The 18,335-nt window shown below is 61.0% G+C and carries 18 protein-coding genes; 10 read left to right on the plus strand and 8 right to left on the minus strand.

Features of this window, described 5'->3' with window-relative positions; genetic code table 11:
• The first annotated feature begins 403 nt into the window (after positions 1 to 403).
• The 4 genes from QYQ99_RS10055 to QYQ99_RS10070 are packed head-to-tail and all read left to right on the plus strand — an operon-like array spanning position 404 to position 4,065.
• Positions 404 to 910, plus strand: coding sequence for a hypothetical protein (locus QYQ99_RS10055; RefSeq protein WP_302092500.1), 507 nt, complete (start codon positions 404 to 406; stop codon positions 908 to 910).
• Position 911: 1 nt separating this feature from the next.
• Complete coding sequence (locus QYQ99_RS10060) at positions 912 to 1,580, plus strand: PspA/IM30 family protein (protein ID WP_302092501.1); 669 nt, start codon at positions 912 to 914, stop codon at positions 1,578 to 1,580.
• Entirely contained in the window at positions 1,577 to 2,203 is a 627-nt protein-coding gene (locus QYQ99_RS10065; protein WP_302092502.1) for a YqiJ family protein, read from the plus strand. The genes QYQ99_RS10060 and QYQ99_RS10065 overlap by 4 nt, the downstream gene beginning before the upstream one ends.
• Before the next feature lie 53 nt (positions 2,204 to 2,256).
• Positions 2,257 to 4,065 (plus strand): flotillin domain-containing protein, encoded by a 1,809-nt coding sequence (locus tag QYQ99_RS10070; protein ID WP_302092503.1) that lies wholly within the window; start codon positions 2,257 to 2,259, stop codon positions 4,063 to 4,065.
• Positions 4,066 to 4,221: 156 nt separating this feature from the next.
• On the opposite strand, the gene QYQ99_RS10075 is transcribed toward QYQ99_RS10070, so the two are convergent.
• A complete protein-coding gene (locus QYQ99_RS10075) occupies positions 4,222 to 5,250 on the minus strand; it encodes a hypothetical protein (protein ID WP_302092504.1) in 1,029 nt (342 codons plus the stop codon).
• Positions 5,251 to 5,253: 3 nt separating this feature from the next.
• Positions 5,254 to 6,021, minus strand: coding sequence for a nucleotidyltransferase family protein (locus QYQ99_RS10080; RefSeq protein WP_302092505.1), 768 nt, complete (start codon positions 6,019 to 6,021; stop codon positions 5,254 to 5,256).
• 153 nt (positions 6,022 to 6,174) lie between these two features.
• Between QYQ99_RS10080 and tkt the strand changes: the two genes are divergently transcribed.
• The 3 genes from tkt to QYQ99_RS10095 all read left to right on the plus strand — a co-directional run bounded on the left by tkt (position 6,175) and on the right by QYQ99_RS10095 (position 11,076).
• A complete protein-coding gene (gene tkt, locus QYQ99_RS10085) occupies positions 6,175 to 8,223 on the plus strand; it encodes a transketolase (RefSeq protein WP_302092506.1) in 2,049 nt (682 codons plus the stop codon).
• Positions 8,224 to 8,365: 142 nt separating this feature from the next.
• Positions 8,366 to 9,364, plus strand: coding sequence for a type I glyceraldehyde-3-phosphate dehydrogenase (gene gap, locus QYQ99_RS10090; protein ID WP_003060372.1), 999 nt, complete (start codon positions 8,366 to 8,368; stop codon positions 9,362 to 9,364).
• A gap of 209 nt (positions 9,365 to 9,573) precedes the next feature.
• Positions 9,574 to 11,076 carry a rhomboid family intramembrane serine protease gene (locus QYQ99_RS10095; protein WP_302092507.1) on the plus strand — a complete coding sequence of 501 codons (1,503 nt, stop codon included), beginning with the start codon at positions 9,574 to 9,576 and terminating at the stop codon, positions 11,074 to 11,076.
• Positions 11,077 to 11,093: 17 nt separating this feature from the next.
• Here the strand turns inward: QYQ99_RS10095 and QYQ99_RS10100 are convergent, their stop codons facing one another.
• Positions 11,094 to 12,260, minus strand: a complete 1,167-nt coding sequence (locus QYQ99_RS10100) for a hypothetical protein (protein WP_302092508.1) — start codon at positions 12,258 to 12,260, stop codon at positions 11,094 to 11,096.
• Between the two features lie 118 nt (positions 12,261 to 12,378).
• Positions 12,379 to 12,621 (minus strand): hypothetical protein, encoded by a 243-nt coding sequence (locus QYQ99_RS10105; RefSeq protein ID WP_302092509.1) that lies wholly within the window; start codon positions 12,619 to 12,621, stop codon positions 12,379 to 12,381.
• Positions 12,622 to 12,717: 96 nt separating this feature from the next.
• On the opposite strand from QYQ99_RS10105, the gene QYQ99_RS10110 reads away from it, so the two are divergent.
• Positions 12,718 to 13,134 carry an OsmC family protein gene (locus QYQ99_RS10110; RefSeq protein ID WP_003072435.1) on the plus strand — a complete coding sequence of 139 codons (417 nt, stop codon included), beginning with the start codon at positions 12,718 to 12,720 and terminating at the stop codon, positions 13,132 to 13,134.
• A 139-nt stretch (positions 13,135 to 13,273) separates the two neighbouring features.
• Here the strand turns inward: QYQ99_RS10110 and QYQ99_RS10115 are convergent, their stop codons facing one another.
• Entirely contained in the window at positions 13,274 to 13,555 is a 282-nt protein-coding gene (locus QYQ99_RS10115) for a hypothetical protein (protein ID WP_003072434.1), read from the minus strand.
• A 232-nt stretch (positions 13,556 to 13,787) separates the two neighbouring features.
• Between QYQ99_RS10115 and QYQ99_RS10120 the strand changes: the two genes are divergently transcribed.
• A complete protein-coding gene (locus tag QYQ99_RS10120) occupies positions 13,788 to 14,720 on the plus strand; it encodes a pirin family protein (protein WP_302092510.1) in 933 nt (310 codons plus the stop codon).
• 286 nt (positions 14,721 to 15,006) lie between these two features.
• On the plus strand, positions 15,007 to 16,407 hold the full coding sequence (locus QYQ99_RS10125; RefSeq protein ID WP_302092511.1) for an aspartate ammonia-lyase: 1,401 nt from the start codon (positions 15,007 to 15,009) through the stop codon (positions 16,405 to 16,407).
• A 124-nt stretch (positions 16,408 to 16,531) separates the two neighbouring features.
• On the opposite strand, the gene QYQ99_RS10130 is transcribed toward QYQ99_RS10125, so the two are convergent.
• The 3 genes from QYQ99_RS10130 to QYQ99_RS10140 all read right to left on the minus strand — a co-directional run bounded on the left by QYQ99_RS10130 (position 16,532) and on the right by QYQ99_RS10140 (position 18,303).
• On the minus strand, positions 16,532 to 16,909 hold the full coding sequence (locus QYQ99_RS10130) for an HPF/RaiA family ribosome-associated protein (RefSeq protein WP_302092512.1): 378 nt from the start codon (positions 16,907 to 16,909) through the stop codon (positions 16,532 to 16,534).
• A gap of 279 nt (positions 16,910 to 17,188) precedes the next feature.
• A complete protein-coding gene (locus QYQ99_RS10135) occupies positions 17,189 to 17,632 on the minus strand; it encodes an ExbD/TolR family protein (RefSeq protein ID WP_302092513.1) in 444 nt (147 codons plus the stop codon).
• An 11-nt stretch (positions 17,633 to 17,643) separates the two neighbouring features.
• A complete protein-coding gene (locus QYQ99_RS10140; RefSeq protein ID WP_302092514.1) occupies positions 17,644 to 18,303 on the minus strand; it encodes a MotA/TolQ/ExbB proton channel family protein in 660 nt (219 codons plus the stop codon).
• Positions 18,304 to 18,335 lie beyond the last annotated feature (32 nt).

Below are 18,335 nucleotides of genomic sequence, written 5' to 3' on the forward strand. Positions count from 1 at the left end.
ACCCGATGACGGCCCCAGGAGAATGCGCACAGATGCATCCGGGAGTGCCTGTCTGAAGAGCGCAGGAGCTTAGCAGACGCTGGCGATGAACTTGTGATGGCAAGTACAGCGAATCAAGTGGCGACATGGCAGAGTGCACAGATCCGAGACAACGAATGCCGCCCGGTCTGAGGGTCTGAGGGTCTGTTTGGGGGCAGATTGCAGCCATGAGCCGGCTCCTCCAACAAAGCAGCCCGCCTCGTGCAGCACCCGCTCCCTGCGGTGCACTGCAAAGCGCCATGGCGCCAGCTCTGCGCTCATCGACTCCCTGCGCAGCGCGGCCCATTCCAGCCCTCTTCCAATCACAATGTTGACGTTTGAATTCGTTTGAATACAATCAATTCAACACATCGGGAAACGTCTCATGCCAGCACCGCCAACCACCATGGAACCGCTATCGGCCCGCATCCCAAGCGACCTCTATCTATGGCTCGCGCAACTGCCGGTCGAGGGGGCCACGACCAATAGCGACAAATTGCGGGTTTTGCTGAGCCGAATCAAACGCCAGCACGACGGAGCAATGGACTATCCCACAGCCCACAGCTGGGCGCGCGATATTGCCGCGCCACTGCGCGATGCGCTGGTAAGTCTTGAAGACAAGACAGGCAAGACCTCGGAAGTTCTCAATCTGCTGCTCGATCACGTCACCGCCAGCCTGGCCATGATCGTGAGCCACACCCCTGCTACCGAAACCGAGGCTGCAGAGCTTGAAGAGCTGTTGGTGCGTCGCCTCTTCGGCCTGAGCTCCAGCCTGCTGCGCCAGGCCACCACCGAGCAGGCTCAGGCCTATGACCCGGCAGTCGTGCGTCGGCATATGGGCACCACCATCGAGCTGGCCAACAATATTCCCAACCCCCTTAAAGGAGCGTGAGATGGTTGATTCTCTGAAGACCCGTGTTGGCCGCATCATCGCGGGCAGCGCCCATGCACTGGTTGATCATCTGGAAAACCAGGCGCCGCAGGCGACGATGGAGCAGACCGTGCGTGAGGTGGACACCATCATCGCCGACGTTCGCCACGAGTTGGGAATCGTCAGCGCCAACCGCCATCTGGCCCAGCAGCAGCACTCCAAACTCAACGGACACCACGCTCAACTGGTGGACCAGGTGCAGCAGGCGCTGTCCCTGGATCGCGATGACCTGGCTCGCGCGGCCATCGCGCGCCAACTGGACATCGAAGCGCAGATCCCGGTACTGGAGACGACATTGGCCGAGCATGCCTACAAGGAGGAAGAGCTCAAAGGCTATGCCGCCGCCTTGCTGGCCAAAAAGCGCGAAATGAGCGAGGCCATCGAGGAGTTCATACGCAGCCGCGCCGCAACGACCTCCGGCACCAAGGCAACGCCGGCCGTGCCCACACAGCAGAGGCTGGAGTCGGCCACCGGCTCTTTCAACCGCCTCTACCAACGTCATACCGGTTTGACTCCCGCTGCGACAGGCTCTGCGCTGGAGCAAGCCAACCAATTGCGTGAACTTGAGGAGCTGGTGCGAACGAACCAGATCAACGAACGCCTGGCACAACTGCGCACCCGCTCATCGTGAATCTGTTCACTGCCCCTGAAACCCTGCCCTTCGGGGTCGCCTTTGCCCTCATCGTGGCAATCGCGCTGATCGAAGGCCTGGGCATGCTGATTGCCATGAGCCCCAGCAACCTGATCGATAACGTGCTGCCAGAGATTCACGGAGATGGCGGGCTCGACCAGATGCTTGGCTGGCTGCATCTGGGCCGCGTTCCGTCTCTGGTGCTGCTGATCCTGTTCCTGGCTGGCTATGCACTGTTCGGCTATGGCCTGCAGATGGTGGCCCATGGACTCATGGGCTCCTATCTGCCCACCTGGGCAGCAAGCTTGCTGGCAGTGCCATCGGGACTGGCCACGGTACGTGGCCTAGGTGCACTGGTCGCTCACATCATTCCGCAGGACGAAACCAGCATCATCAGCGAGCGATCGCTGGTGGGCCGTACCGGAGTGGTCTCCGGCGGTAGGGCTAGGCGCGGCATGGCCGCTCAGGCGCGCGTGCTGGATGCTCATGGCCGAACGCACTATCTGATGGTAGAGCCAGATATCGACAGTGATGTATTTGAAGAAGGTGTGCAAATCCTGGTGGTGCGCAAGATCGGTGCCATCCATCGCTGCATCGTCAACCCGCATCCATCGATTCTGTGACCCTTTCGACAAGCAAGCAAAAATATTCACAACCATCTCGGGAGAGTTAGCAAATGAACAACCTGATAGACCTGGGCATCCTGACTGCCGTTGTCTTAGTGGCGCTGCTGGCCATCGGCATCATCTTCTCTCGGCTGTACAAGCGTTCGACCAAAGAAATTGCCTTTGTGCGCACAGGCCTGGGCGGGCAGAAAGTCATCATGGATGGCGGCGCCATCGTGCTGCCCGTATTCCATGAGCGCGTGCTGGTCAACATGAACACGCTCAAGCTCGAAGTACAGCGTCGTGAGCGGGAAAGTCTGATCACCAAGGACCGCATGCGTGTGGACGTGACCGCGGCTTTCTTTGTACGCGTCAAGCAGACCGAAGAGGCGGTGAGCATTGCAGCGCAAACGCTGGGCACACGCACCATGAGCCCCGACGAGCTCAAGGCCCTGGTCGAAGACAAATTTGTCGACTCGCTTCGCGCTACTGCCGCCACCATGACCATTCAGGAACTGCAGGACATGCGCAGGGACTTCGTGCAAGCTGTGCAGAACGCAGTGGCCGAAGACCTGGAGAAGAACGGCCTGGAACTGGAATCGGTATCCCTGACAAGCCTGGATCAAACCGACAAGCAGTTCTTCAACCCCAACAACGCTTTCGACGCAGAAGGTCTGACACGCCTGACGGAGCAAACCGAGGCGCGCCGCAAACAGCGCAACGACGTCGAGCAGGACACAGAAGTGCAGGTGCGCACCAAGAATCTTGATGCCACGCGCCAGAAGCTCACGATCGAGAAAGATCAGGAATTTGCCACGCTTTCCCAACAGCGCGAGATCGAAAACACGCGAGCAGAACAGTCGGCCCTGATCGCCACGCAGCAAGCCGAACGCAATCGCGATGCCGAAGGCGCCAAGATCGATGCCGAACGACTGGTCAGCCAGCAACGCATCGAGGCAGAGCGCCAGGTCAGTCAGCAGCGCATCGAGGCTGAACGCGAAATCCGGGCTGCCGAAATCGAGAAAAACCTGGTCATCCAGACCCGTGAAATCGAGCTGGAACGTCACACAGAAACCAAACGTGCCGAGCAGCGCAAGCAAGTCGAGATCGCACGCCAGGACACGCAAATTGCCATCTCGACCAAATCACGCGAACAATCCGATGCCGATGCCGCAGCCAATCTGGCCCGAGCCGACGCGGTCAAGGCCGAGGAAGCCGTCAACACTGCCCGCCAGGTGGCCGTCGCCGAACGCGAAAAAGACATTCAGCTGATCGAGGCCTCCAAAGAGGCCGAACAGAACGCAATTTCCGTCAAGGTTTCAGCAGCCGCCGAAAAAGAGGCGGCCATGGACCGTGCCGAGGCTCTGACCATCGAAGCCCGGGCACGCCAAGCTGCCGCTTTGGCCGAAGCGGAAGGCAAACGTGCGATCAACGAGGCCCTCAACACCTTGTCGGCAGCCCAGGTCGATCTGCAAGTGCGAACCCAGCTGCTGCATCAGTTGCCCCAGATCCTCGCCGAGGCCGTACGCCCGATGGAGAAGATCGATTCCATCCGCATCGTGCAGGTGGGCGGCATGCCCGGCACCGGAGGCTCCGGCCAATCCCATGCCAGCGCGTCTCAGGGCACGTTTCCTGAGCAGGTCATGAACTCGGCGCTGCAATACCAGATCGCAAAACCGATCGTGGATGCAGTAATGAAGGACGCAGGCCTGTCCAACGAAGGCATCACTGGCATGGCTCACAGCCTGGCCGGCATGCTCTCGACGCCGGACAGCAGCGCACTAGCGCAGACAGCACCGGCTTTGGCGGGCAGCGCCCTTGCACCCACCGAAGCCACGGCCATGCCCTCCCAAACCGTGCTGCCCATGAGACAGATCTGAGAACCCGGCCTGGCCCAGGGGCTCATTGAGCTGGGCCAGTCGCTCGGGCGTGCCCACATCGACCCAGCGACCGGTCATGGCAAGCATCCGCGCATCCACAGAGAAGCTCCTGAACTCTTAGCTTGGAGCACTTCCTGGCATGTGTTCCAAGGCAGTTTATAGAGTCAGTATTTTGATCTGCTGCGCCGACCACTCGATCAGCTCGCCACGCTGCGCATGCCAGCCTTGGGGCGCGAAATCCGGCCAATGGCAAAGCAGCTCGCGGGTTGGCACATCCCACAGCCAGCTCTGCCCTTCACCCACCACCAGCAACTGGCCATTCACGCAGTGCAGATGCAGGGCGCGCGGCAAGCCGGGCATGGGCCAGACCTGGCCCGCATGGCCTTCCTCGGCCACAGGCGCATGGATATCGAAGATCACCACGCCAGGCGCATGCTGGCAGTCGCCAAAACCATCGTCATCCCAGTTGCCAACGTTCCAGATGGCGACGCGCGAGTCATCCAGCCACACACAGGGCTGCTCCCAGCCCTCGCCCTGGGCCAGCAGCTTGCGCGAGGGGCCGTCTTCGGACTCCCAGCGGTTGCCATCCAGCCAGGCGGGCAGCGACCACACGGAGGGAATGCCCACGGGCGCCCAGACCCAGCCGTCGTCCAGCAACCATTGCTGCGAAGGGCTAGGCAGAAGACGACCATGAAAATAGTCCAGATAGTGCGGCTGCTCGAACGCCAGCCCGTCGCGTTCGGTCAGGTTCTCGCCCGTCGCGCAATCCATGGCATCGAGCCGGTTCCACTGCGTGCGGTGAATCAGCACATCGCGGCCCTGGTGCTGGATAAAGGCGATGGAAAAAGGCACGGTTTGGGGGTGGTAGTCGCCTCCAAAAAGCTGCGCGATGCGCTCGCCGGTACGCAAGTTCACCAGCACGCCCCATGTACCGCCATCATCGGCAATCGCCGCGTAGTCGCCACTGAGCGCGCAATGCACTTTGAAGCCGTGCGGCCAGTGCGGCGTAGGCGGTGTCGGCTCAGGCAAATCCAGCAGCGCCAGTTGCTGGCTTCGGCCGTTTGGTAGCTTCAGCGCATGCAAGCCACCGTCCCGGGTCAGCAGCAGCAACTGGCCCCAGCCAGCCTGCGTAGTGCAGGCGTGGACGATGTGCGAGCCTGGCCAGGCGATGCTGCGTGCGCTCATGCCTCAACCCTTATTGAGCTGGGCCAGTCGCTCGGGCGTGCCCACATCGACCCAGCGACCGGTGTAGAGCGAGGCTCCCACCCGGCCTGCCTGCATGGCGCGGCGCAGCAGCGGTGCCAGCGGCTCGCGCAGGCCTTCGGGGTTGCCCGGCTCCACATCGAGCCAGGGCTTCGCAAACAACTCGGCTTTCAGCAGCGCAATCGTGCTGTAGGTATAGCGTGCTCGCGCATCGTCGGCAGGCAGGTCCAGCGCCTTGCCGTCCTCGCTCAGGCCGAAGTCGCCGCGCGGATTGTGGGCAGGATTGGGCACCAGCCACAGGTGGGCCAGTTCATCGCTTTGCGCAAACGCTTGGGCAGCCTTCGCCGCAAAGCTGAAATCCGGGGCATAGACATCGCCTGCGGCCAGCCAGAAAACCCGGTCCAGCTGCGGCAGGGCGCGACTGATGCCGCCAGCGGTTTCAAAGGCTTTCTCGGGCTCCGCCGAATAGCAGAGCAATAGCTTCGCGCTCGCGCGCCCATCGGGCTGCGACACAAATTCATCGCCGAAATACGCGGGAATCTGCGCCCCCAGCCAGCCGGTATTGATGACGGCCCGCGGCACGCCGGCAGCAAGCAGCGCCTGCATGTGCAGCTGCAACAGCGGCACGCCCTGCACCTTGAGCAGCGGCTTGGGCGTGACATCGGTCAGCGGCCTCATGCGCTCGCCCCGGCCTGCGGCCAGCAGCATTGCAGGGGGTTGCACCAAGAGGGACGCAGCGTTTTCTACAGTCATTGCAATCAGCGTTTCAACACGGTTTGGGGTGCGCAAGACACCTGTTTCTGGGGTTGTACTGTAGAGCATTGACCCGCATCCCGCCTGCGAAAATTGGGCCTCCATTAAAATGATGGGCTTAGCAGAATTACCCCTCCTTTTCGGAGCGCCCTGATGGCCAACACTCAAAATATGGCGAATGCAATCCGTGCACTCGCAATGGATGCCGTTCAACAAGCCAATTCCGGCCACCCCGGTGCCCCCATGGGCATGGCCGACATGGCCGTAGCGCTGTGGAGCCGCCACCTCCAGCACAACCCCGTGAACCCTCACTGGGCCAATCGCGACCGCTTCATTCTGTCGAACGGTCACGGCTCCATGCTGATCTATGCGCTGCTGCACCTGAGCGGCTACAACCTGCCCATCGAAGAGCTGAAGAACTTCCGTCAGCTGCACAGCAAGACTGCCGGTCACCCCGAAGTGGGCATCACTGTCGGCGTGGAAACCACCACCGGCCCTCTGGGCCAGGGCATCACCAATGCCGTGGGCTTTGCACTGGCTGAAAAGCTGCTGGCTGCCGAGTTCAACAAGGACAAGCACGAGATCGTCGACCACCACACCTATGTGTTCCTGGGCGATGGCTGCCTGATGGAAGGCATCTCGCATGAAGCTGCGGCCCTGGCCGGTGCCTGGAAGCTGAACAAGCTGATCGCCCTGTACGACGACAACGGCATCTCCATCGACGGCAAGGTGACCCCCTGGTTCATCGACAACACGCCCGAGCGTTTTGAAGCCTACGGCTGGAACGTGATCCGCGCCGTGGACGGCCACAATGTGGACGCCCTGGACAAGGCCATCGCTGCCGCCAAGAAGAGCGCCGACAAGCCCACGCTGATCTGCTGCAAGACCCATATCGGCAAGGGCTCGCCCAACCGTCAGGACACGGCCAAGGCCCACGGCGAACCTCTGGGTGCCGAAGAAATCGCGCTGACCCGCGCGGCTCTGGGCTGGACTTACGGCCCCTTCGAGATCCCTGCCGACGTCTACACCGACTGGAACGCCAAGGATCTGGGCACCAAGGCAGAAGCCGCCTGGAACGAAAAGTTCGCCGCCTACACGGCCGCCTTCCCCGAGCAGGCCGCCGAGTTCACCCGCCGCATGGCTGGCGATCTGCCCGCCAACTTCGGTGAAATCGCCGCCAAGATCGCCTCCGACGCCCATGACGCCGGCGCCACCGTGGCTAGCCGCAAGGCCAGCCAGCTGGCTCTGGAAGGCCTGACAGCCGCTCTGCCCGAGCTGCTGGGCGGCTCTGCCGACCTGACCGGCTCCAACCTGACCAACACCAAGTCCACTCCCTCTTTCCGCGTGGACGACAAGGGTGCCGTGGTCAAGACCGAAGAAGGCCAGATCGGCCGCCACATCAACTACGGTGTGCGCGAGTTCGGCATGGCAGCCATCATGAACGGTGTGGCGCTGCACGGCGGCTTCATCCCCTACGGCGGCACCTTCCTGACCTTCTCCGACTACAGCCGCAACGCCATCCGCATGGCGGCCCTGATGAAGCAGCGCGTGATCCACGTCTTCACGCACGACTCCATCGGCCTGGGCGAAGACGGCCCCACCCACCAGTCCATCGAGCACGCAGCCTCCCTGCGCCTGATCCCCGGTCTGGACGTGTGGCGCCCTGCCGACACCACCGAGACCGCAGTGGCCTGGGCCGTGGCCCTGAGCCAGAAGAACAAGCCCACAGCCATGCTGCTGAGCCGCCAGAACCTGGCTTACTCGCCCAAGAGCGAAGACGCTCTGGACGACATCGCCTGCGGCGCCTATGTGCTCTCCGAGCCCAAGGATGTGGGCCTGAAGGGCAAGAAGGCCCAGGCCGTGATCATCGCCACCGGCTCCGAAGTGCAGCTGGCTCTGGCTGCCCAGAAGCAGCTGGCCGAACGCAAGATCGCCGTGCGCGTGGTCTCCATGCCCAGCACAACGACCTTCGACAAGCAGGATGTGAAGTACAAGAAAGCCGTGCTGCCCGCCGGCCTGCCCCGCATCGCCGTGGAAATGGGCGTGACCGACTTCTGGTGGAAGTACGGCTGCGCCGCCGTGGTCGGCATCGACACCTACGGCGAATCCGCTCCCGCAGGCGTTCTGTTCAAGCACTTCGGCTTCACCGCAGAGAATGTGGCCGACACCGTGCAAGTGGCCCTGCAGAACGCTGCCAAGTAAGCGCAAAAGGGGCCTCGTGCCCCTTTTTTCCGGCTGAAGTTTGCTCACCCGCAGTCCTCAGCCATCCGGACCAGGCCCCAGGGTGCCGAGTCCGGGCACAATCCGCTCCGGTTTTTCATTACTCACTATCTACGAGGCAACTATGACGATCAAGGTTGGTATCAACGGCTTCGGCCGCATTGGCCGCAACGTGCTGCGCTCCGCAGTGCAAAACTTCTCCGACATCGAAATCGTCGGCATCAACGACCTGCTGGAGCCTGACTACCTGGCCTACATGCTGAAGTACGACAGCGTGCACGGTCGTTTCGACGGTGAAGTTTCTGTCGAAGGCAACACCCTGGTCGTCAACGGCAAGAAGATCCGCCTGACCCAAGAGCGCGATCCCGCCAACCTGAAGTGGAACGAAGTCGGCGCCGACATCGTGATCGAGTCCACCGGCCTGTTCCTGACCAAGGAAACTGCCCAGAAGCACATCGACGCCGGTGCCAAGAAGGTCATCCTGTCCGCTCCTTCCAAGGACGACACCCCCATGTTCGTGTTCGGCGTGAACCACGGCACCTACAAGGGCGAAGCCATCATCTCCAACGCTTCGTGCACCACCAACTGCCTGGCTCCCGTGGCCAAGGTGCTCAACGACAAGTGGGGCATCAAGCGCGGCCTGATGACCACCGTGCACGCAGCGACTGCCACGCAAAAGACCGTGGATGGCCCTTCCAACAAGGACTGGCGCGGCGGCCGTGGCATTCTGGAAAACATCATCCCCTCCAGCACTGGCGCTGCCAAGGCCGTGGGCGTGGTGATCCCCGAGCTGAACAAGAAGCTGACCGGCATGTCCTTCCGCGTGCCTACGTCTGACGTGTCCGTGGTCGACCTGACCGTGGAGCTGAACAGCGAAGCCACCTACGAAGAAATCTGCGCCGAAATGAAGGCCCAGTCCCAAGGCGCCCTGAAGGGCGTGCTGGGTTACACCGAAGACAAGGTCGTCGCCACCGACTTCCGCGGCGAGACCTGCACCTCCGTGTTCGACGCCGAAGCCGGTATCGCCCTGGACAAGACCTTTGTGAAGGTCGTGTCCTGGTACGACAACGAGTGGGGCTATTCGAACAAGTGCCTGGAAATGGTGCGCGTGGTGGCCAAGTAATCTTCACGATTACATGCCAAAACAGGCTCAATCGCTTATCAGATAAGCGCTGAAAGCTATCAAAAAGCCAGCATGGGACGCCATGCTGGCTTTTTTTCGCCCCGCAAGACCGGAATCGGCCGGAGCATGTCTCGGATACATTTGTAACGCGCAGCCGCCACCAACACCCAAGGGCACGAAGCGATGCCACTTCCTCAGACTAGGCCGCCATGTTTATTGCGATTCCTCTTGAGAACAAGCCTTCCTGGCGCTCACCGCCCTGGATGACGGTGCTGCTCATCATCATCAACTGCGTGATCTTCTGGGGCTGGCAGGCCCCCGAGGAACATGCCGTGGAAAAAGCGGCCCGGCAATATGCCCAGACCGCCTTGCCAACGCTGGAGCTGCCACCGTTCCTGGCCTATCTTGAGGAGCAATCCGCCCAGGGCAGCAAGCGTTTTGACCGGCACACGCTGCAGGCAGTACGAAAGCTCTATCAGCACAAGGCCTATGCCCAGCTCTATGCGCTGCTGTGGCAGGAAAAGAAATTCCGCCAGCGCCTGCTGGACGGCCAGGTCATCACCGCCAGCCACCCACGCCATGCGCACTGGCAAGCTGCGCGTGCCGCCTTTGCGCCCCATGAGCCGCGCGGCAGCTTTACCGAGCGCTGGTCCATGAGCTATGAGAACGGCGCCGGCTGGCAGCCCCTGCAGGCCTTCACCTCCACCTTCCTGCATGGCAGCACCAGTCATCTGCTGGGCAATATGGTGTTTCTGTTCCTGTTCGGCTTCACCCTGGAGCTGGCTTTGGGGGCCTTCACCTATCTGGCCTTCTATGTGATCGGCGGCATCGGCGCCTCGCTGTTCGCACTGATGTTCTACGCCGGCATGGGCGGTTACGGCCTAGGGGCATCGGGTGCGATTTCGGCCCTCATGGCCATGTATGCGGTGATGTACCGCATGCGGCGCATCCGCTTCTTCTACATGCTGCTGTTCTACTTCAACTACGCAAGCTGGCCGGCCCTGATCATGCTGCCGGTCTGGATGGGTGTGGAGCTGCTGCAGCATCTTCTGGGTGGCAAGCAGGTGGCCTATATGGCGCACTTTGGCGGTCTGCTGACGGGCGCCCTGCTGATGTGGGGCTATATGCGTCTGCAGACCGTCGCCGCGCCGGTCAACGAAGAAGAGCAGGCACTGGCCGCCGCCCGGCCGCTGGCCGAGGCCGTGGCCCGTGCCCAGCGCCATACCGATGCGCTGGCATTTGACCGCGCTGCTCCGGCCTGGCGCGAAGCGGCACGTCTGGCCCCCTCGGATCTGGCCATTCTGCGGGCCTGGTTTGAAAGCTCTCGCCATCAGCCCGCCAGCGAGGACTTTCATGCTGCGGCGCGACGTATCTTCAAGCTGCCGGCCACCACGGACGCCGAACGCCAGCTGCAACTGGCCAGCTATCGCAGCTATCGGCAGCGCGCACAGCCCGCAACGCGCATAAGCGCCGACACCATGCATGGACTGGTGCGCAGCTTCGTGCACCTGGGAGCCCTGCCCGAGGCCGAAAAACTATGCCGCAGCCTGCACAAGCTGGCAGATCACCCCCAATGGCCGGCAAGCTTGCTGCTGCTGGTCAACGGCCTGGCCCAGGCCGGACGTGTGCAGGAGGCCAAAGCCTGGCTGCCCCTGCTGCAGCAATCGGCTCCTGAGGAAGCTCTCACGCGCTGGCTGGCACAACAGCACTAGCCAGCGTCGAGTCACGCTCAGATCTTGGCCTCAAGCTCCTGCAGCTCCTCACGCAGCACCCACTGCGCCTCCTTGGTGCTCTCGTGCTCGGGAAAGAGCTGCTTCATGCGCATGTAAACGGCCACCCCCTGCATGGGCTGCTCCACGCCCTGCTTGTAGGCGCGCACCATCAACTCCAGCATGAACGGAATCAGACTGCTGCCGGCGAAGCGCTTCTCAAAATCCTTGGCCAGGATCAAAACATACCTGGGCTTGCCGGCCTTCCAGGCCTGCTGTGCCAACTCGTAACTGAGCTGGGCCGAATCGAGCTTGAAGTCCGGCTTGCGCTTGACGCAGCTCACCCAGGCCTCCAGGGCCTCGCTGGCGCGCTGCTGGGCGAGCAGCATGGGAATGAAGCGCTGGCCCAGCTCCACCAGGGCCTCCGCGCGTTCGGTCAGCTTGAGCACCCGGAAGTAACGGCGGCAATCGGGCAGGCTCTCATAGTCCTCCCGCTGCCATTCGCGCGCCTGATTCACGGCCTCGTCCATCTTGTTGTCCTGCACCAGCCTGGCCACCAGCGCATCGCGACGCCTGGCCTCCAGGGCCGCAGGGTCGATCTGCACGGTCGCAGGCCCCTCGGGCGCTTGCACGGGGTCGATATCCAGTGCCGCATGGTGCTGGTACATGACATAGCCGATCATGGCCGCCATCACCCAGCTGAAATAAATCATCACAAAGCTCACCAGGGGCAGCACCAATCCGGGTGCCGCAACCTTGAGCAGCATCGCCAGGACCATGGGCGAGCCCTGCTGCAGCAGAAACAGGAAAAAGCACAGCAGCAGATAGGACTTGCCGATACCGAAAATCGTCGCCAGCAGCTCGAACGGATTAACGGCCGAGCTCAGGCTATTGGTATTGATCAGCACCATCCAGGTGGCAGGAATCAGGAAGGCCACCAGAAGATTGGCAACCACGCCCAAGCTCAGGCTGCGGGTCGCCATAAAGCCCACGAATATCCCGAAAACGACGAGTACCCCGAAGAATTTCCAGGGCAGCCATTTCCAGTCCTCATCGACCTGACTGGATCGGAAATCGGAGCTATGGGTAATTCCACGAGATGCCAGCGCCGAAACCTTGAATGCATAACGGCTGACTGCCAGCATCAAGCCCAGACCCACAAACAAGACTCCAATCCACCCGAACATCAAGCCATAACTGCATGCCGACAACAGCAATGCATAGAGCAAAGGCTCGGTCTGCAGAGGAAACAGAAAAAAGCTATTGAGCTTTTGCCAGAACGGAGGGATTTTCCAGTCGGAAGAATCACCTTTTTGGTGAACACCACGTATCGAATTCAATGCCTGCTCTCCCACTCTCGGTTTGATGAATCATCTGCAAGCCCGCTTGCAGTGACCTAATCCGCTCTGTTATTGCCCGATTTTTCTTTGAAATCGGGTCATTGCGGAATTCTGCGGTAGAAATTCGCCCTGAATCCAAATACCGATAAACAGCCGGCATATTGCTTTTTTCGCTTGCCAAAAACCCCGTAAATGCTTTTGCAGTCATGCTTGCTGGCCAAGCAGCCTTGACCTGATAACGGATATGACTGCAAGGATTGCAGGCAGCGCTTAAAGTGGCCCAGGTTTTATGGAGAAGCAGCGAATGATTCACAGCGCACACGCACAAAGCAGCCCCACCCCGTATCGCATCACTCTGACCGATGCCCAAGGCCATGTCTGGCATGCCGATGAACCCGTGAATGATGGCGGCGCCGACACCGCGCCCAACCCCATGCAGCTCATGCTCTCGGCCCTGGGAGCCTGCACGGCCATTACCCTGCACATGTACGCGGGTCGCAAGCAGTGGCCGCTAAGCCATGTCGATGTGGATCTGCAACTCAACCCCGATGGCAAGCCCGCAGATGCCAACCAGATCACGCGCAGCATCACCTTGCATGGCGAGCTGGACGACGAGCAGCGCCAGCGCCTGCTGCAGATTGCCAATGCCTGCCCCGTGCACAAACTGCTGGAAGGCAAGGTTTCGATCCCTACCGCCTTGACCGAAGCCGCACAGGCATGAAAAAAGGCACCTCACGCCGGACACTGCATGGTGCTCGCCCCCTCCGGGAGGGACGCTTTTCATCCCGGGGGACTGCCCGGCGATAAAAAAAGCCCTGCAGTCACCTGCAGGGCTTTGGTCGCTGTGGTGTGTAACTTGATTACACCGTCACCTCCAGCGCACCGACTTCCACATAGTGTTCGAACTCACGTTTGGCCAGCGATGCGGTCTCGGGCTGCTGGTCCTCGGGGTCGACCCAGGACAGCACATAGCTGGCGATGGCGGTATCGACCTTCATCTCTATGCCCATGGGAATCTGCTCGGACGGACCATCTCCGACACGATGCTCCACCTTGCCAGTGACGCGAGCGGCAAAGTGCTCGGGATACAGCTGGATCTCGACTGCCGAGATCTGGTTGCCTTGAGTGCTGTGTTCGTTCATGTTTATTCCTCCTGCAGTTGTTAGGTCGCTGCGCACGAATTGCGCAACGTGAAAGCCACTGCTAGCGGCCTACGCCTTAACTTAGCCGACTCCTGGCGGAGTCCTTGTCAGCCTATTGGCTGAATCCTCACAGTGATGTAACTGCGTGCAAGGCGTTGCTGCATTCTGCCGTCTGATTGCGCGAATACCGCATATCCCTGACACTCGAATCTCTTCGCCGTCAGGATTTGTCATGAGTGAATCAAAGAACTTACAACGTCTACCCACCCGTATAGCCGATGTTGGCGGCATCCCCATCCACCGTGCCATTCCTCAGGCCGCGCTGCGCAAAGTAGGGGCCTGGTGCTTCCTCGACCACGCCGGCCCGGCCGTCCCCCCTCCACCCGGCATGCAGGTCGGGCCCCATCCTCATATCGGCCTGCAGACTTTCACCTGGATGATCGAGGGCGAGGTACTGCACCGCGACAGCCTGGGCAGCGAGCAGATCATCCGCCCCGGCCAGGTCAATCTGATGACGGCCGGCCGCGGCATTGCCCATTCCGAAGAAGCCCAGACACTGGGCGTGCATGCAGCCCAGTTGTGGATTGCCTTGCCCGACAGCCATCGCCATACTGCACCCCGCTTCCAGCATTATCCCGACCTGCCCAGGACCGAGATCGGCGACTTTGCCGTGACCGTGCTGGCCGGTGAAGCCCTCGGTCTGGCGGCCCCCGCAGAAGTCCACTCCCCGCTGATGGGCGTGGACCTTCTGGCCTGCGGCACAGCCGGCCAAGCGTGCGCCACCATGCCGCTGCGCGCCGACTTCGAGCATGCGGTGATGAGCCTGTCAGGCGAGGTGAAGGTCGAAGGCCAGGTTCTGCCCTCACAGGAGCTGATTTATCTGCCTGTGGGCACGCGGGAAGTGCAGCTGGAATGCACGCCCGGCAGCCGCCTCATCATCATCGGGGGCGAACCCATGGATGAAGCCATCTTGCTGTGGTGGAACTTTGTGGCCCGCACCACCGAAGAGATGCAACAGGCCCAGCAGCAATGGGAGGCAGAGGCAGCCACTGATGCGGAACTCGTCAACGGCCAGCCACGCCGTTTCGGCAAGCCCGTGGCCTCGCCCCTGAAGTCTCTGCACTCTCCCTCACTGGCTGGCGTCAGCCTGCGAGCCTCCAGATAATCCTGCCAGCGCTTATTCAATTCGCACCAATTTGGTGCGAATTGAATTTTCCAAAAAGAAAAATAAAAGCATCTTTGCAAGTTTTGATAGCTTTTGAACGCTTTTAGCGGCAATGCACTCTCCTCAAGAGAAGGCGACCCGGACGTTATGCATGAAACGTTTGGACTCATGCATGCCAAGCTTTCATAATCGAGCCAACGCCCTGGCCACGAGAATGCGACCGCCGCTTTTCGTCCGGGGCGTTGCCACGTCCTGCCCAACTCAACTTTGCAAAGAAAGCCGATCAATGCGTCAAGAACATGACTTCATTGGCATCAAAACCATCCCTCCCGACGCCTACTGGGGCGTTCATTCCGCACGCGCAGTGGAAAACTTCCCCATCACCGGTCACTCGGTCGCGCACATGCCCGAGCTGATCCGCGCGTTTGCCTTTGTCAAAAAGGCAGCGGCCCAGGCCAATCTGCAGTTTGGCGCCATCAATCTCAAACAAGCCACCGCCATCTCCCAAGCCTGTGATGATCTGATTTCCGGCCAGCTGCACGAGCAGTTTGTGGTCGATGTGATCCAGGGCGGCGCTGGCACCTCCACGAATATGAACGCCAATGAGGTGATCGCCAACCGTGCACTCGAGCACCTGGGATTGCCCAAAGGCACTTATGACGTGATCCATCCCAACGATCATGTCAATGCGTCGCAGTCCACCAACGACTCCTACCCCACGGCCGTCAAGCTCGCCACCTACGCTGGCATTCAGAAGCTGTTGATCGCCCTGGCCGAGCTGCGCTCTGCTTTCGAAGCCAAGGCCGGCGAATTCGCCCATATCCTGAAAATCGGCCGCACACAATTACAAGACGCCGTACCCATGACTCTGGGACAGGAGTTTTCGGCTTTTGCAGCCATGATCGCCGACGATGAAAAGCGTCTGCGCGAGTCCGCCTATCTGATGACCGAAGTGAACATGGGTGGCACGGCCATCGGCACCGGCATCAATGCCCCCGTGGGCTACACCGATGCCGTGGTCAAGGCACTGGCGGAAATCTCGGGCGTACCCGTGGTCAGGGCGGCAGACCTGATCGCCGCCACCGGCGACACCGGCGCCTTTGCCGACATTTCCGGTATCTTGAAGCGTGTTGCAGTCAAGCTATCCAAGATCAGCAATGACCTGCGCTTGCTCTCCTCGGGCCCTCAAGCAGGTGTGGCAGACATCAAGCTGCCGGCACGCCAGGCCGGCTCGTCCATCATGCCCGGCAAGGTGAACCCCGTGATCCCCGAGGTGATGAACCAGGTCTGCTTCGAGGTGATAGGCAACGATGCCGCCATCACCATGGCCGTGGAAGCCGGCCAGTTGCAGCTCAACGCCTTCGAGCCGCTGATGGCCTGGGCTCTGCACAAGAGCCTCAGCCACCTGAGCAGCGCCTGCAAGACGCTGCAAGTCAACTGCGTGGAAGGCATTGTGGCCAATGAAGCGCTGCTGGATTCCCGCATTGCCGAGTCAGTGACGCTGGTGACGGCGCTGAACCCTCTGATCGGCTACGAAAAGGCCGCCAAGATTGCCAAGACCGCCATTGCCAACGGCAAGCAGATTGCCGTAGTGGCGGAAGAACTGGGCATCATGAGCCGGGCCGAAATGAACAAGCTGCTGGTCGCCGACAAGCTGACCCAGGCCGGCGCATTGACCGCCGCATAGGCACACTCTTTATCGACAATGCAAAAGGGCATGTTCGCCATGAACATGCCCTTTTTGGTCGATATCGTTTTAATAGCTTGCTACGCCTGTATTCAAAGGGCAGGAAGCCAAAAACACCTCATACTCAAGCCACTGCGGCATTCTCGTCACTGGGATCATCCACGCCGCGTACGCTTTCACGCAGATTTTTGTCCTTGAGCTTGCCAAGATCGGTCTCCACCGCGCGCTTGAGCTTTTCGATCGCGGCGCTGAAGGCATCCTTGACCTTTTCGGCTTCCGCATTCACTGCAATGGGGGGGCGACCTGTGGCCCGGGTCTCGAGCACACAGCGTTTGCCTGGGCCGCCCGTGGTCTTGAGGGCATCAACGCCCGTGAGGAAGACCTCCACACGCACCACATACTCCTTCAGGCGGGCCAGCTTGGCATTGATCTCCTCCTGCGCCCATTGAGCCAGAGACTCTCCACCCTGGATGGAATCGTCGGCATGAACCTGTACTTGCATGCAAATCCTCCTAGTCACCAAATGCCGCAACCACTGCGGCGAAATCTGTAGGGGTGCCATAAAGGCAGGCGAAAACATCGTAACGCCAGAACCTTGTTCTGCCCATCGGGGCTTGTTACGCCAGCAAAGGACAGGGGCTTTGACCATTGTGGAGGCAGCTTCGCCCTGATTTGAAAGAGATAGCAACAAGGGTAGTCTCTACGAGCTTTGCCCTTGAGCCAAAGCAAAAAATGCTGCCCGGTGATTTGCAAAAAGTAAGCGTTCTTACGCCTCGGCCCGTCAGTTAATGCCAGCCTTCGATTCAGGCTCGGCCACAAAGCCGATGCGCGTCAGGCCTGCTGCGTGGGCCCAGCCCATGACCTGTACCACGCGACCGTAGGGAACGCTGGTGTCGGCGCGCAGCTGCACCTCGGCCTGAGGATTGCGCCGCCCCAGCTCTTCCAGTTGCTGCTGCACTGCCGCATCGTCCGTCACGGCACCCTGAATCCAGATTTCGCCGGCAGGGCTGACCTCAACCATCAAGGCATCGCTCTTGCTCTCAGCAGCCTGCTGTAGTGCGGCCTGCGCCTTGGGCAGTTGCACTCGCAAGGTGGCTGCCAGCATGGGAGCAGCCAGAATGAAGATCACCACCAGCACCAGCATCACATCCACCAGCGGCGTGACATTGATGGTGCTGATCGGAGTTTGTGCCCCCTCACGGCGGCTCATGCGACCGAATGCCATGACGTCATCCTTTATGAAGCATCCACTCCGAACTGGGCATGCAGATCATGGGCAAACCCCTCCAGCACAGTCTCCAGCTGGCTGGCCGAACGCCCCAGCAGGTTATAAGCCAGCACAGCAGGCAAAGCGACGGCCAGACCGGCGGCCGTCATGACCAGGGCTTCACCCACAGGCCCAGCAAGCTGAGCGATATCGACCTGCCCGCTGCCCGCCAGCGTTCCCAGCGCATGGTGAATGCCCCAGACCGTACCCAACAGACCCACAAACGGTGCCGTTGCACCAATGGTGGCGAGCAAGGTCTGACCCCACTGCAGCTGGACGGATGCCTGGCCCAGAGCCTCACGCAGGCTGCGCAAAAGCCGCTGCCCCTGCGCCGCGCTTTGTGCCAGAGAGCCTTGCGCAGCCATTGCGCCCTGCTCCACGGCATCGGCCATGGCCTGCACCAGCCCCTGTCTATCCAGCGCCTTGACCTGCGCCGCAGCCTGGACCAGATCGGGCATCTGCCAGAACGCAGCCACGGCCTGCGGCACGCTGCGGCGCGCTACGGCCATAAACCAGAGCTTGTAGAGGATGACCACCCAGCTGAGCACTGACATCAGCAGCATCAAGGCCGCCGTGGCCCATGTGACCGCATCGCCCTCTGCCAGCCAATGCCACATTCCTGCAGACATATCTCACCTCGCTCCCAGAAACAGCAAGGGGC

Origin of the sequence: Comamonas testosteroni, assembly GCF_030505195.1 — a bacterium.
In the GTDB taxonomy this organism is placed as follows: Bacteria; Pseudomonadota; Gammaproteobacteria; order Burkholderiales; family Burkholderiaceae_C; genus Comamonas; species Comamonas testosteroni_G.